The sequence below is a fragment of the Pseudomonas palmensis genome (assembly GCF_017848315.1).
In the GTDB taxonomy this organism is placed as follows: domain Bacteria; phylum Pseudomonadota; class Gammaproteobacteria; order Pseudomonadales; family Pseudomonadaceae; genus Aquipseudomonas; species Aquipseudomonas palmensis.
Genome location: NZ_JAFKEC010000017.1, coordinates 1 through 14439 on the forward strand (window position 1 = coordinate 1; position 14439 = coordinate 14439).

Below are 14439 nucleotides of genomic sequence, written 5' to 3' on the forward strand. Positions count from 1 at the left end.
GTGGTCGGCGGGCTGTTCGGGGTAGGGGGCGCGGTGGTCGCCACACCGGTGCTGACCAGTGTGTTCGGCACCACCCAGGTGGTTGCCCAGGGCCTGTCGCTGGCACTGGCGGCGCCCAGTACCTCGGTCACGCTGCTGACCTACGGGCTGCACCAGCATGTGGACTGGAACATGGGCATCGCGCTGGCACTGGGCGGCTTGCTGAGTATCAGCTGGGGCGTGAAGCTGGCCCATGCGCTGCCGGAAAAGGTCCTGCGCTCGTTGTTCTGTGTGTTTCTGGTGGTGTGCGCGTTGATGCTGGGCTTCAGGGTCTGAAGCCCGCCGCGGGTCGAGCCGGCACGGCCGTCGAGGGCCGTGCAGGTGTCAGCGCCGTACCTGCTTGAGCGTTTCGGCGATCAGGAACGCCAGCTCCAGCGACTGGTCGGCGTTCATGCGCGGGTCGCAGTGGGTGTGGTAACGGTCCGACAGCGCGTCTTCGGTGATCGGCCGGGCGCCGCCGATGCATTCGGTGACGTTCTGACCGGTCATCTCGATGTGAATGCCACCGGCATGGCTGCCTTCGGCCTGGTGCACCTGGAAGAACTGCTTGACCTCGCCCAGGATCTGCGCGAAATCGCGGGTCTTGTAGCCGCTGCTGGCCTTGATGGTATTGCCGTGCATCGGGTCGGAGCTCCACAGCACCTTGCGCCCCTCGCGCTCGACGCTGCGGATCAGCCCCGGCAGGTGCTCGCCGACCTTGTTGGCCCCCATGCGCACGATCAGGTTGAGCCGGCCCGGGTCGTTGGCCGGGTTGAGGATGTCGATCAGGCGGATCAGCTCCTCGGTGTTCATGCTCGGGCCCACCTTGACCCCGATCGGGTTGTTCACCCCGCGCAGGAACTCCACGTGGGCGCCGTCCAGCTGACGGGTGCGATCACCGATCCAGAGCATGTGCGCCGAGCAGTCGAAGTAGTCGCCGGTCAGGCTGTCGCGCCGCACGAAGGCTTCCTCGTAGTTGAGCAGCAGCGCCTCGTGCGCGGTGAAAAAGCTGGTTTCGCGCAGTTGCGGCGAGCTGTCCATGCCGCAGGCGCGCATGAAGGCCAGGGTTTCGTCGATGCGGTCGGCCAGCTGGCTGTACTTTTCGGCCAGCGCCGAGTTGGCGATGAAGTCCAGGTTCCACTTGTGCACCTGGTGCAGGTCGGCGAAACCACCCTGGGCGAAGGCGCGCAGCAGGTTGAGGCTGGCGGTGGACTGGTGATAGGCCTGCAGCAGGCGCTCCGGGTCGGGCACGCGGCTGGCAGGGTCGAAGCCGATGCCGTTGACGATGTCGCCCCGGTAGGCCGGCAGGGTCACCTCGCCGATGGTTTCGTCATTGGACGAGCGCGGCTTGGCGAACTGCCCGGCCATGCGCCCCACCTTGACCACCGGGCAGCCGGCGGCAAAGGTCATGACGATGGCCATCTGCAGCAGCACCTTGAAGGTGTCGCGGATTTTCGCTGCCGAGAACTCGGCAAAGCTTTCGGCGCAATCGCCGCCCTGCAGCAGGAAGGCACGGCCTTCGGTCACTTCGGCGAACTGGCGGCGCAGCTCGCGCGCCTCGCCGGCGAACACCAGCGGCGGGTAGCTGGCCAGGGTCTGCTCGACCTTGAGCAGGTGCGCTGCATCGGGGTAGTGCGGTTGCTGCTGGATCGGCAGGGCACGCCAGCTATCGGGACTCCAGGGTTGGCTCATCACAGGCTCGGTTTCTATCGGAAAAGGGCTGTGAACATGCTAACACCTGGACCCTGCCTTGTTGCATCGCCTGTATTGACGGACAATGGTCGTTTTTGCTTGGGCACATGCAGGTGTCGGGAGAGAGCATGACAGAGGAACGGGTAGAGCGGCTGCTGGCGCAGGTGCACGACGAGTTCGGCACCATCAGCGTGCTGGAAGTCGAGGACTACCGCTTTCTCGAGTTTGGCGAGGCCATCGAGCAGAGCTGCGTATTCACTGCCGACCCGAGCTGGCTGGAGTACGACTATACCCGCGCCATGCTGGTGGGCGCGCTGTGCCACTGCGAGCCTGAAAGTGCGCTGTTTCTCGGCCTGGGTGCCGGTACCCTGACCCAGGCCTGCCTGAAGTTCCTGCCCCTGGAGGACGTGGAGGCCATCGAGCTGCGTCCCGAGGTGCCGCGCCTGGCCATCGAGTACCTGGGGCTGGACGATGATCCGCGCCTGTACATCCGCGTGGGTGATGCGGTCGAGCTGCTGGAGACGGCCGAGCCTGCCGACCTGATCTTCGTCGACCTCTACACCGACCACGGGCCCGGCGTCGGCCACCTGGCCTGGAAGTTTCTCGAAGACTGCCAGAAGCGCCTGAACCCCGGCGGCTGGCTGGTCATCAACCAGTGGGCCACCGATGACGGCAAGCCGCTGGGCGCTGCGCTGTTGCGCGGGCTGTATCACCGCCATTACTGGGAGCTGCCGGTGAAGGAGGGCAACGTCATCCTGCTGGTGCCCGCCGACCTCGACCAGACCCTCGACCGGGAGGCGCTCACCGCGCGCGCCCGGGCTCTTGAACCGCGCCTGGGCTACTCCCTGCAGCGCCTGATCGAGGTGATCCGACCGGCATCTTGAATAAATCGTTTCAGCTCCGGCCGCGCCGCCAACAGACGCGTGGGCCTCGATCATCGGCAAGGGCTGTCGATTCGAGGCCTCCGGGCTTCTCTTCCCTGTAAAAAAGTCTCACGCGATGCAGGAAATCGGGTATAGTACGCGCCGGTCTTTTACCGGACCTCGTTCAGGTAGTGCAATTCCCCGAAGCCAGCTTCGGCTGCGCGTCCGCACCGCGGACTCTGCCTTGACGTTCCTTTTTTTCTTCAATCGTTTTCGCAAATCCCCGCCGACAAAGCTGCCAGGGTGACCTTCGGGTCTTACAAGGCATGTGCAGCTTTGGAGCATGGGTCTTTGCGGATGCACTTAGAGGCAGACCCATGACCCAGGAAACCGGCGGCTTCGCCGCTCTCGATCTTCATCCAAGTATTGTTGCCGCCGTTATCGCCACTGGCTACGAAGAGCCATCGGCCATTCAGCAGCAATCGATCCCGATTATTCTTGCCGGTCATGACATGATCGGTCAGGCGCAGACAGGTACCGGTAAAACCGCTGCCTTCGCTCTGCCAATCCTGCACCGCATCGACCCGAGCAAGCGCGAGCCGCAAGCCCTGATCCTGGCGCCAACCCGTGAGTTGGCGCTGCAAGTAGCTACCGCATTCGAAACCTACGCCAAGCAGATGCCGGGCGTTACCGTGGTAGCGGTATACGGTGGTGCCCCGATGGGCCCACAACTCAAAGCAATCCGTAACGGCGCGCAGATCGTCGTCGCTACCCCTGGCCGTCTGTGCGACCACCTGCGTCGCGACGAGAAGGTGCTGGCTACCGTCAATCACCTGGTGCTCGACGAAGCTGACGAAATGCTCAAGCTGGGCTTCATGGACGACCTGGAAGTCATCTTCAAGGCCATGCCGGAAACCCGCCAGACCGTACTGTTCTCGGCCACCCTGCCGCAGTCGATCCGTGCGATCGCCGAGCGTCACCTGCGTGACCCGAAACACGTCAAGATCCAGACCAAGACCCAGACCGTGACTGCCATCGAGCAGGCACACCTGATGGTCCACGCCGACCAGAAGGTCTCGGCGGTACTGCGCCTGCTGGAAGTCGAAGAGTTCGATGCACTGATCGCCTTCGTACGTACCAAGCAAGCCACCCTGGACCTGGCCAGCGCCCTGGAAGCCAAAGGCTACAAGGCTGCCGCGCTCAACGGTGACATCGCCCAGAACCAGCGTGAGCGCGTCATCGACTCGCTCAAGGACGGTCGCCTGGACATCGTCGTCGCTACCGACGTCGCTGCCCGTGGTCTGGACGTACCGCGCATCACCCACGTGTTCAACGTCGACATGCCGTACGATCCGGAGTCCTACGTTCACCGTATCGGCCGTACCGGCCGTGCCGGTCGCGAAGGTCGTGCACTGCTGCTGGTCACCCCGCGTGAGCGCCGCATGCTGCAGGTGATCGAGCGTGTGACCGGCCAGAAGGTTGCCGAAGTTCGTCTGCCCAACGCCCAGGCCGTACTGGACGCGCGCATCAAGAAGCTCACCAACAGCCTCGCGCCGTTGGTTGCCGATGCAGAAGCTACCCACGGTGATCTGCTCGACCGCCTGACTGCCGACATCGGTTGCAGCCCGCGTGCCCTGGCCGCGGCCCTGCTGCGCAAGGCCACCAATGGCCAGGCGCTGACCCTGGAAGCCGTCGAGAAAGAGCAGCCGCTGGTGCCGACTTCGGCCCCACGTGGTGATCGTCCTGCCGGTGAGCGCTCCGAGCGTGGCGAGCGTGAGCGTCGCGCGCCGATGCCACTGGGTGAAGGTCGTGCACGTTGCCGTACCGCGCTGGGTGCGCGTGACGGTATCGCGGCCAAGAACCTGCTGGGTGCGATCCTCAACGAAGGCGGCCTGGCCCGCGAAGCGATCGGTCGCATCCAGGTGCGCGACAGCTTCAGCCTGGTCGAGCTGCCGGAAGATGGCCTCGAGAAGCTGCTGACCAAGCTCAAGGACACTCGCGTTGCCGGCAAGCAGCTGAAGCTGCGTCGTTATCGCGAAGATTGATCTTCGAGTGAAATGAAAAATCCCCGACTGGTTCGGGGATTTTTTTTGCCTGGGCGGCCTGTTTCGCTTATAGGGGCCGGCCTTGCCGGGGAAAGGGCTGCCGCCTCAGTCGAACCGATAGATATCCATTCCCAGTGCTCCCAGGGTAAAGCCCTGGTGCTCGATCGCGAACCGTTCGCCCGCGCCGCGGGCAAAGTACAGCGGCAGCAGGTGTTCGTCGCTCGGGTGGTTGCGCACCGCAAACGGCGCCTGCCGGCGATAGTCATGCAGGGGCGGCGTGTCGCCCGCAGCCAGCTTGTCGATCATCCAGTCGCGAAACGCCAGTGCCCAGGGCTCTACGCTCTCGGGGCCGGCATGCCAGTCGAGTTCGCGCAGGTTGTGGGTAATGCTGCCGGAGCCGATCAGCAGCACGCCTTCCTCGCGCAGGGCCGCCAGTGCCTGGCCTACCTGTTGCTGGTACGCCGGGCCGTGCTGGCTGGGCAGTGATACCTGCACCACCGGTATGTCCGCCGCCGGGTACATCAGCGACAGGGGCACCCACGCGCCATGGTCGAAAGGCCGCTTGGCGTCGAGTGTTGTGGGCAGCCCGGCTTCATTGAGCCGTTGCCTTACCTGTTCGGCGAGCTGTGGGTCGCCGGGGGCTGGGTACTGCACGGCATACAATGCGGCCGGAAAGCCGCCGAAGTCGTGCCAGGTGGGTGGGTGCGGGTTGCTAGTCACGCGCAGTTCGGTGGTTTCCCAGTGCGCAGACATCACGACAATCGCTCTGGGGCGCGGCAGTTGCGCCGCCAGGCGCGCAAGTGCCGGGCCGCTGGCACCCGGTTCCAGTGCCAGCATGGGAGAGCCGTGGGAGATAAACAGGCTGGGCAGCATCGGGGTGGTCCTGAAGGTTAATATGCAGCCATCTTCAGGCAGATCATTGATCTAAATCTAATATAAGTTTTTGCGGTATTTAATCGAATTTATCGAGGTAAGGTTATGCAGCCCGCGTTCTGGCACAACCGCTGGGAGAACGATCTGATCGGCTTTCACCAGCAGCAGGTCAACCCGTATCTGCAGCAGCATTGGCCCGCACTGGGCATTGCGCCTGGTGCCCGTGTACTGGTGCCGCTGTGCGGCAAGAGCCTGGACATGGCGTGGCTGGCCGCGCAAGGCCACGACGTGCTTGGGGTGGAGTTGTCCGAGCGGGCGGTGAAGGACTTTTTTTCCGAGCATGAGCGGGAGCCGCAGGTTTCGCAGCAGGGGGCCTTCACGGTCTACCGCAGCGAGGGCATCGAGTTGTGGTGTGGCGATTTCTTCGCACTGACTGCGGGTGACGTGCGGGGCTGTGCGGGCCTTTACGACCGTGCCGCGATCATCGCCTTGCCGCCTGCCATGCGCGAGCGGTATGTGGCGCATCTGCAGCAGCTCCTGCCGTCGCCTTGCAAGGGCCTGTTGATCACTCTTGACTACGATCAGGCGGTCACTGACGGTCCGCCCTTTGCCGTGCCCGATGAAGAGGTCGAGCGCCTGTTTGGCGAGCAGTGGCAGTTGGCGATCGCCGCGCAGGACGACGTGTTGGCGCAGAGCCCCAGGTTCATCAAGGCGGGTGCTGATCGGCTGGTGGAGCGGGTGTACCGTCTGCAACGCTGAAATGAAAAAGGGCAACCCGTGGGTCGCCCTTCCTGTTTGCCTGCTGCTCGCTTAGCCGCGACGACGCAGGGCTTCGATACGATCTTCCAGCGGCGGGTGGCTCATCAGCAGCCCTGCCAGGCCCTGCTTCAGGCCACCATTGATGCCGAAGGCATTCAGGGTGTCAGGCATGTGCACAGGCACGCCTTGTTCAGAACGCAGGCGCTGCAGCGCGCCGATCATCGCGTTGGTGCCGGCCAGGCGGGCGCCGGCTTCGTCGGCGCGGAACTCGCGTTTTCGCGAGAACCACATGACGATGATGCTGGCCAGGATACCCAGGACCAGTTCGGCAACGATGGTCGCGATGTAGTAGGCAATGCCCTGGCCTTCTTCGTTCTTGAAGATCACCTTGTCGACGAAGTTGCCGATGATGCGTGCGAAGAACATCACGAAGGTGTTGACCACACCCTGTACCAGCGCGAGGGTCACCATGTCGCCGTTGGCGACGTGGCCGATCTCGTGGGCCAGCACGGCGCGTACTTCATCACGCGAGAAACGCTCGAGCAGGCCCTGGCTGACCGCGACCAACGCATCGTTGCGATTCCAGCCGGTAGCGAAGGCGTTGGCCTCATAGGCCGGGAAGACGCCCACCTCGGGCATCTTGATGCCTGCCTGGCGGGAAAGCTCTTCGACGGTCTGCAGCAGCCATTGCTCATGGTGGGTGCGCGGCTGGGTGATGATCTGGGTACCGGTGCTCATCTTCGCCATCCACTTGGAGATGAACAGCGAGATCAGCGAGCCGGCAAAGCCGAACACAGCGCAGAAGATCAGCAACTGGTCGAGCTTGAGGTCAACCCCGTTTGCCGCCATGAACCCGTTGAAGCCGAACAGGCTCAGGGTGATGCTGGCAATCAGCACGACCGCAAGGTTGGTGGCCACAAACAGCAAAATGCGCATCATGGTTGTTACGTTCTCCTGACGGATAGAAAGCTTGCGTATGCGGGGTATATAAGGTGCGCGCTCCGTGTATTCAACCGGGCGACTATTTCAAACTGTGTACTTGTGCGGGCAGGCGCGGAGAATGCCAGGTGCGCGAGCCAGAGCGGCAGGCTTGAGGTTGGCCCGTGGCCTGCGCCAGGGCTGGCGCAGGCAGGCATTCGGGCTTACTGCTGGTAGGTCTTGAGGAAATTGCCGATGCGACCGATCGCCTGCTCCAGGTCATCGACACGTGGCAGGGTCACGACGCGGAAGTGGTCGGGCCACGGCCAGTTGAAGGCGGTGCCTTGCACGATCAGCAGTTTTTCCGACAGCAGCAGGTCAAGGGCGAACTTTTCGTCGTTGAAGATCGGGCAGACCTTCGGGTCGATGCGCGGGAAGGCATACAGGGCGCCCATCGGCTTGACGCAGCTGACCCCTGGAATGTCGTTGAGCAGCTCCCAGGTGCGGTTGCGCTGCTCCAGCAGGCGACCTGGCGGCAGCACCAGGTCATTGATGCTCTGGTAGCCGCCCAGTGCGGTCTGGATGGCGTGCTGGCTCGGCACGTTGGCGCACAGGCGCATGTTGGCCAGCATGTCGATGCCTTCGATATAGCTCTGGGCGTGCTGCTTGGGCCCGGACAACGCCAGCCAGCCGGAGCGGAAGCCCGCCACCCGGTACGACTTGGACAGGCCGTTGAAGGTCAGGCAGAGCAGGTCGGGGGCCAGCGAGGCGGTGCAGATGTGCACGGCATCGTCGTACAGGATCTTGTCGTAGATCTCGTCGGAGAACACCACCAGGTTGTGTTGGCGGGCGATTTCCAGCATGCCCAGCAGCAGCTCGCGCGAGTACACCGCGCCAGTGGGGTTGTTCGGGTTGATGATCACCATGGCCTTGGTGTTGGGGGTGATCTTGGCCTTGATGTCGGCAAGGTCGGGGAACCAGTCGGCCTGCTCGTCGCACAGGTAGTGCACCGGGTTGCCGCCGGCCAGGCTCACCGCAGCGGTCCACAGCGGGTAGTCCGGGGCCGGGATCAGCACCTCGTCGCCGTTGTTGAGCAGGGCCTGCATCGACATCACGATCAGCTCGGACACGCCGTTGCCCAGGTAGATGTCCTCGATGCCGACACCTTCGACCTGCTTCTGCTGGTAGTACTGCATCACCGCCTTGCGCGCGCTGAACAGGCCCTTGGAGTCGCTGTAGCCCTGGGCGGTGGGCAGGTTGCGGATCACATCCTGGAGGATCTCGTCGGGCGCCTCGAAACCAAAGGGCGCCGGGTTGCCGATGTTCAGCTTGAGGATGCGGTGGCCTTCCTCCTCCAGGCGTTTGGCGTGCTTGAGCACCGGGCCGCGAATGTCGTAGCAGACATTGGCGAGCTTGTTCGATTTGCTGACCTGCATGATGTGATCCCGATTAGAAAAGATCGCCGCGCATTGCGCTGTGAAAACGTTTGAAATGCGTGTAACGCGGGTGCCAGACTGACGTCTGATGAGGCGCAATAATACGTGCCACCCGCGTTGTCGAAAAGACGCAGTGCGGGGTTTTTAATTCAGCGAGGCCTGGTGATGGAAAAGATCGAGAAAACTCTGGAAGAATGGCGTGCGATGCTCGACCCCGAGCAGTACAACGTGTGCCGCCTGAAGGGCACCGAGCGCCCGTTCAGCGGCAAGTACAACAGCACCCGCACCGATGGCGTCTACCATTGCATCTGCTGCAACAAGCCGCTGTTCGATTCCAGAGCCAAGTTCGACTCCGGCTGCGGCTGGCCCAGCTTCTACGAGCCTATCGCCGACAACGCGATGGTCGAGATCCGCGATACCTCACATGGCATGATTCGCACCGAAGTCACCTGCGCCACTTGCGATGCCCATCTGGGCCATGTGTTTCCCGACGGCCCGCCGCCCACCGGTCTGCGCTACTGCATCAACTCGGTGTGCCTTGACCTGGTGCCGCGACAGTAACCCACCCGAACGCAGGAGACGCGGTCATGGCCGACAACAGTTTGCTCAATATTCCCTGCACCACCCTGCGGGGCGAGCAGAAAACCCTGGCGGATTACCCGGCAAGGGCGGTGCTGGTGGTCAATACCGCCAGCCAGTGCGGGTTCACGCCACAGTACAAGGGCCTGGAGTCGCTATGGCAGCGCTATCGCGAGCGCGGCCTGGTGGTGTTGGGCTTTCCCTGCAACCAGTTCGGCAAGCAGGAGCCGGGCGATGAGCTGGCGATATCGCAGTTCTGTGAAGCCAACTTTGGCGTGAGCTTTCCCCTGTTCAGAAAGGTCGAGGTCAATGGGGCGGGCGCGCATCCCCTGTTCGCCGCGCTCAAGCAGAGGGCTCCCGGCCTGTTCGGTTCGCAGGCGATCAAGTGGAATTTCACCAAGTTCCTGGTCGATCCGCAGTCGGGTGCCGTGAGCCGTTATGCGCCCAGCACCAAGCCCGAGGCGCTGGCGGGCGATATCGAAAAGCTGCTGCGCTAGGTTTCAGGGGCTGTTGGCGGCACCCAGTGATCGATCAGCGCCAGCAACTCTTCGCGGCGAAAGGGTTTGGCCAGGTAGTCGTTCATGCCTGCCGCCCGGCAGCGTTCGCGTTCCTCGGGCATGGCGTTGGCGGTAAGTGCCACGATGGGCAGGTCGGGCCAGCGTCCGCTCTGGCGTATGCGTCGGCTGGCCTCGTAGCCGTCCATCACCGGCATGTTGCAGTCCATCAGCACCAGGTTGAAGGCGGCTTGCTCCAACTGCTCCAGGGCCTCCCCGCCGTGGGCGGCCACGATCACCTCGCAGCCCAGCTTGCCCAGCATGCCCTTGGCGACCAGCTGGTTCACCGGGTTGTCTTCCACCAGCAGGATGCGGGCACGACGCTCGCTGGTCTGGGTGCCTGCCTGGGCGACCGGGCCTGCATCGTCACTGCCCTGCAGAATGCGCTGCAAGGTCTGGTACAGGGCGTTGCGGGCCAGCGGGCGGGCCTGCTGCTGCAGCGGTGCCAACTGGGCGGCTTCTTCCCCCGGCAGGAAGTTGCCATAGGCGGTCACCAGCAGGATTGGCGCCTTGAGTGACGGACGCAGGCCGAACAGGCCATCCAGGTTGTCGGTGACCAGCAGGTCGGGCTCCAGGTCGACCAGGCTGTCGATGCTGTCATGGCGCGAGTACGTCAGCCCCCAACGTGGCAGCAGGCTCTGCAGCAGTTCGGCAAGGCCGCTGCTGGCGCTGCTGATCGCCACCACCTTGCCGCGCAGGGGGGCGGGTGCAATCGCCGGGGTGTGGGAGGCCAGCGGCAGCTCGACACTGAACTGGCTGCCGAAGCCAGCTTCCGAACTGATGCTCAGGCGCCCCTGCATGGCTTCGCAGAGGTTGCGGGTCAGCGCCAGGCCCAGGCCGGTGCCGCCATACTGGCGGGTAATGCCGGCACCGGCCTGGGTGAAAGGCTGAAAGATCCTGACCTGGGCTTCCAGCGGGATGCCGATGCCCGTGTCGCAGACCTCCAGGCGCACGCCGCCGGGGTAGGTGCCCAGGCGAACGTCGACACGCCCGAACCGGGTGAACTTGAGCGCGTTGGACAGCAGGTTGCTGACGATCTGGCGCACCCGCGTGGGGTCACCCAGCACGCTGCTGGGAAACTGCGGATCGATCAGGCAGGTCAGCTCCACGCTGGGCGCCGCGTTCTGCGACAGCAGGTTGGCGGTGTCTTCCACCAGGGCGCCGAGGTCGAAGGGGATGCGCTCCAGCTCCAGCTGGCCGGCGTCGAACTTGGACAGGTCGAGAATATCGTTGAGCAGTTCCACCAGTACCTTGCCCGAGTCGTGGGCGATGGACAGCTGCTGGCGTTGTTCGGCGTTGAGCGGGCTGTCCAGCGACAGCGCGATCATGCCCAGCAGACCATTGAGCGGGGTGCGGATCTCGTGGCTCATGTTGGCCAGGAATGCGGCACGGGCCTGGGCCATGTCCAGCGCTCGGCGTCGCGCCTGCTCCAGTTCCTCGTTGGACTGGCTCAGGCGGGTGTTGCTGGACTTGAGTTCGTTGGTACGGGCCGAAACGATGTTTTCCAGCTCGTTGAGGTAGTCGGTCAGGCGGTTTTCGGCGTTGCGCCGCTGCTGGATCTCGGTGGCCATGCTCACGAACTGCTGGTTGGCGACCTTGACCAGCACGCCGATCTCGTCCTGTTCGTGACCGGGCGGGAAGGCCAGCTTGTTCTGGTTGGGCGCGCGTGCATTGCTGTTGCTAAGGGCGCTGATCACCCGCACCAGCGGCTTGGTCAGCATGAAATAGAACAGTGCCAGCAGGATGCCGGTCAGCACCAGGCTGCGCACGAACCCGTTGAGCAGCGTTACTTCGGCCCGCTTCAGAAAGCGGCTGCCGAAGGCGAAGGTGTCGACTTCAAGATACAGGGTGCCGAGGTATTCGCTGGGCATCTGGTCGAGCATCAGGCGATCCTGGAACTGCCGGCTCTGGCCGAAGAGAAAATCACTCAACATCCGATAGCTGCTTTGTTCGCGCGGGCGCTGCACATCGGACAACACGCTGTCGGTGTTGTCGATCAGGCGCGCACGGGTGATGGCGGGGGATTTGAGCAGGCCCAGGGTCAGTTCGTTGGCCAGTTCCGCATCGAGGTTGTAGGCAATGCGCGAGGCAGGGTTGTGGCTGATTTGCAGCAGTGCCTGCATCTCGCGATTGATAGAGGCGTCTTCGCTGGCATAATCGATGCCGATCTGGATGAGACTGAGCAATGTTCCCAGGATGAAACCGACCAGGACCGTCAGCCGGGCTTGCTTGTAAGACAGGCGATTGGTGAACTTGATATCCATGTATCCCGAGCCAGTTCCACTTTCCGTGCGCTGCGCAAGCATAGCCGATCACCCCCGGTAGCTGGCAGGTACTGTCGCACATTCAGGCTTTCCCAAGAATCTGTGTCGAGGACATAACGTGGACTCTCGCTTGAATGCTTTCCTGGAGCGCGCCGAATCGGTATTGGCGCGTCTGGAACCGCTGCTGCCGGCATTGCGCCCCAGCATCGATTGGACCCAGTGCCTGGCTGCCCGTTGGCAGCGCGAAGGGCGCAGCGGTTTTCTGCTGCCGCTCGAGGTCAGCCTGGACATGCGCCTGACCGACCTGATCGGTGTCGACAGGCAGCGTGAACAACTGGGCCGCAATACCCGCCAGTTCATCGACGGCATGCCGGCCAACCACGCGCTGCTGTGGGGCTCGCGCGGCACCGGCAAGTCGTCGCTGGTGCGTGCCTTGCTGGCAGAGTACGCCCCACAGGGGCTGCGCCTGATCGAGATCGAGCGTGACCACCTGGCGGACCTGCCGCGGGTGGTGGAACAACTGCACAAACTGCCACAGCGTTTCGTGCTGTTCTGCGATGACCTGTCGTTCGAGGCCGGGGAGGGCGACTACCGCGTGCTCAAGAGCGTGCTGGACGGCTCCCTCGAGCAGGCGCCGGACAACGTTCTGCTGTATGCCACCTCCAACCGTCGGCACCTGGTGCCGGAAAAGCAGAGCGACAACGAGAACTGGAAGATGGTCGACGGCGAGCTGCACCCCAGCGAGGCCGTCGAGGACAAGATTGCCCTGTCGGACCGCTTCGGTCTGTGGCTGTCGTTCTACCCGTTCACCCAGGAGCACTTCCTTGATGTGGTCGAGCACTGGATCACCCAGTTGGCGCTGGCGCCAGGTCTGGTCTGGGCGCGGGATGAAGAGCTGGACAAGGCCGCGATCCGCTGGGCAACCGGCCGCGGCAATCGCAATGGCCGCTGCGCCTATCAATTTGCCCGCTATTGGGTGGGCCTGAAACTGCTGGAGCAACAGTAATGATCGATTTGAATGCAGTGGGGGGCGGCCAGTGCGGCTATGACCTGCTGGCGGCGCAGCTGGAGGCACTACTGGACGGGGAGCGGGATTTCATTGCCAACGCTGCGCAGCTTTCCGCCTTTCTGTACAGCCAGGTCGAAGACCTGAACTGGGCAGGTTTCTACCTGGCGCGCGGTGAAGAGCTGGTACTGGGGCCGTTTCAGGGGCAGGTGGCGTGTGTACGCATCCCGTTCGGGCGCGGGGTGTGCGGGGCTGCGGCGGCTACACGCCAGACCCAGCGTGTGGAGGATGTGCATGCCTTCCCGGGGCATATTGCCTGTGACAGCGCCTCCAACAGCGAGTTGGTGATCCCTCTGGTCAAGGACGGAGCGCTGATCGGCGTACTGGACCTGGACAGCCCTGTACTTGCACGCTTTGGTGAGCAGGATCAGGCCGGGCTGGAGCGTCTGGCGCGGGTTTTCCTGGATTCGACGGACTGCTGAGGCGGGTAGAGGCGTTGCGCCCATTCGCCAGCAAGGCTCCTGTCGGGGGGGGCTGGCGAATGGGTTGTGTTGCAATCAGTCGTAGATGACTTTCTTCTTCCAGTCTTCTTCGGTGTCGGACTTCAGCCCTTCGGTCAGTGGGTTGACCTCGTCTTCGGTTGGCTGGTTCTGGCTCAGTACCATGGCGTTGGCGCGTGCCAGCAGTTTGTCCATATAGTCGAGCTGCTCGCGGTAGAGCACCGGATCAGGTTGCTTGCGCAGGTACTGCACCCCCCGTTCGAACGCCAGGCGGGCCTGCCCCGGCTGGTTCTGCTGCAGCGCATGCTGCCCCAGGTTGTTGAAGAACTCGATGTGCAGCAGCACCAGGATATGGCGAATTTCCTTTACCCAGTACTTGGCTTCGTTGGTCGGCAGGAAGCCTTCCTGGGAGGCGCGAACCACCTGGCTGTGCAGGGCTTCGAGCAGAAAGCGTACATCCTTGGCACGGGCTTCGGTCTGGATCGGGCCGGGAGGGTTGTTCACCGGTATGCCATCGCCCAGGGCAATCAGGCCCTGGAGCTCGCTGATGCGTGCCTGGATTTCACGGTTGTGCTTGTCCAGGGCCAGGCGGCGCTGATTCAGGTTCAGTTCGAGGCGGGTCAGCAGCAGCTTGAGTGCCGGGGTCATCAACTGGCCGGGAAAGGTTTCGGTGATTTCGCCACAACGACGCAAGCGGTCGGCCAGCTCGATCTTGAGGCGGGCTCGTTCCAGCTTGTTGCTCTCGACTACATTGTTCAGGTAGCCAATCACGATCAAGAGTGCGATACCCGCTACTATAAGCAGGGTGATCAGAAGTGGTGTCACCGTTAACGCCTCATACAGGAAGGTTTGCCGTTTGAGTGTAGTGGCTTCGCTTTTGCCCGGATAGAGCTGTTTGGCAGTTGAGCAGGGCGGATTGCTGGCATTTTGCC

General features: G+C 63.3%; 13 protein-coding genes and 1 pseudogene. 8 read left to right on the forward strand and 6 right to left on the reverse strand.

Features of this window, described 5'->3' with window-relative positions:
* On the forward strand, positions 1-315 hold a 315-nt coding region (locus JZZ72_RS11685), incomplete at its 5' end, for a sulfite exporter TauE/SafE family protein (protein WP_210014491.1).
* A gap of 48 nt (positions 316-363) precedes the next feature.
* Here the strand turns inward: JZZ72_RS11685 and JZZ72_RS11690 are convergent.
* Positions 364-1710 (reverse strand): class II 3-deoxy-7-phosphoheptulonate synthase, encoded by a 1347-nt coding sequence (locus JZZ72_RS11690; RefSeq protein ID WP_054915827.1) that lies wholly within the window; start codon positions 1708-1710, stop codon positions 364-366.
* Positions 1711-1838: 128 nt separating this feature from the next.
* Here JZZ72_RS11690 and JZZ72_RS11695 point away from each other — a divergent pair, with 128 nt between their 5' ends.
* A complete protein-coding gene (locus tag JZZ72_RS11695) occupies positions 1839-2594 on the forward strand; it encodes a spermidine synthase (RefSeq protein ID WP_043862738.1) in 756 nt (251 codons plus the stop codon).
* 322 nt (positions 2595-2916) lie between these two features.
* Positions 2917-4618 (forward strand): annotated as a pseudogene (locus tag JZZ72_RS11700) (DEAD/DEAH box helicase).
* 105 nt (positions 4619-4723) lie between these two features.
* Here JZZ72_RS11700 and JZZ72_RS11705 read toward each other — a convergent pair.
* A complete protein-coding gene (locus JZZ72_RS11705; RefSeq protein WP_210014492.1) occupies positions 4724-5491 on the reverse strand; it encodes a DODA-type extradiol aromatic ring-opening family dioxygenase in 768 nt (255 codons plus the stop codon).
* Positions 5492-5596: 105 nt separating this feature from the next.
* On the opposite strand from JZZ72_RS11705, the gene JZZ72_RS11710 reads away from it, so the two are divergent.
* Positions 5597-6250 carry a thiopurine S-methyltransferase gene (locus tag JZZ72_RS11710; protein WP_078479742.1) on the forward strand — a complete coding sequence of 218 codons (654 nt, stop codon included), beginning with the start codon at positions 5597-5599 and terminating at the stop codon, positions 6248-6250.
* A 51-nt stretch (positions 6251-6301) separates the two neighbouring features.
* Here the strand turns inward: JZZ72_RS11710 and htpX are convergent, their stop codons facing one another.
* Both htpX and JZZ72_RS11720 read right to left on the reverse strand, forming a co-directional pair.
* Complete coding sequence (gene htpX / locus JZZ72_RS11715) at positions 6302-7189, reverse strand: protease HtpX (protein WP_043862742.1); 888 nt, start codon at positions 7187-7189, stop codon at positions 6302-6304.
* A gap of 203 nt (positions 7190-7392) precedes the next feature.
* Complete coding sequence (locus tag JZZ72_RS11720) at positions 7393-8604, reverse strand: pyridoxal phosphate-dependent aminotransferase (protein WP_043862743.1); 1212 nt, start codon at positions 8602-8604, stop codon at positions 7393-7395.
* A 165-nt stretch (positions 8605-8769) separates the two neighbouring features.
* Here JZZ72_RS11720 and msrB point away from each other — a divergent pair, with 165 nt between their 5' ends.
* Together msrB and JZZ72_RS11730 are read left to right on the forward strand one after the other, a co-directional pair.
* Positions 8770-9165 carry a peptide-methionine (R)-S-oxide reductase MsrB gene (msrB, locus tag JZZ72_RS11725; protein WP_043862744.1) on the forward strand — a complete coding sequence of 132 codons (396 nt, stop codon included), beginning with the start codon at positions 8770-8772 and terminating at the stop codon, positions 9163-9165.
* A 26-nt stretch (positions 9166-9191) separates the two neighbouring features.
* Positions 9192-9680 carry a glutathione peroxidase gene (locus tag JZZ72_RS11730; protein WP_043862745.1) on the forward strand — a complete coding sequence of 163 codons (489 nt, stop codon included), beginning with the start codon at positions 9192-9194 and terminating at the stop codon, positions 9678-9680.
* On the opposite strand, the gene JZZ72_RS11735 is transcribed toward JZZ72_RS11730, so the two are convergent.
* Positions 9677-12043, reverse strand: a complete 2367-nt coding sequence (locus JZZ72_RS11735) for a response regulator (protein ID WP_210014493.1) — start codon at positions 12041-12043, stop codon at positions 9677-9679. The genes JZZ72_RS11730 and JZZ72_RS11735 overlap by 4 nt on opposite strands.
* A gap of 76 nt (positions 12044-12119) precedes the next feature.
* Between JZZ72_RS11735 and JZZ72_RS11740 the strand changes: the two genes are divergently transcribed.
* Both JZZ72_RS11740 and JZZ72_RS11745 read left to right on the forward strand, forming a co-directional pair.
* The gene (locus JZZ72_RS11740) at positions 12120-13007 is read left to right on the forward strand and encodes an ATP-binding protein (RefSeq protein WP_058541064.1); all 888 of its coding nucleotides are present in this window, start codon (positions 12120-12122) and stop codon (positions 13005-13007) included.
* Positions 13007-13489 carry a GAF domain-containing protein gene (locus JZZ72_RS11745; protein WP_078479741.1) on the forward strand — a complete coding sequence of 161 codons (483 nt, stop codon included), beginning with the start codon at positions 13007-13009 and terminating at the stop codon, positions 13487-13489. Before JZZ72_RS11740 ends, JZZ72_RS11745 begins: the two co-directional genes overlap by 1 nt.
* Positions 13490-13564: 75 nt before the next feature.
* On the opposite strand, the gene JZZ72_RS11750 is transcribed toward JZZ72_RS11745, so the two are convergent.
* Positions 13565-14332 (reverse strand): hypothetical protein, encoded by a 768-nt coding sequence (locus JZZ72_RS11750; RefSeq protein ID WP_043862749.1) that lies wholly within the window; start codon positions 14330-14332, stop codon positions 13565-13567.
* Between the last annotated feature and the right edge of the window lie 107 nt (positions 14333-14439).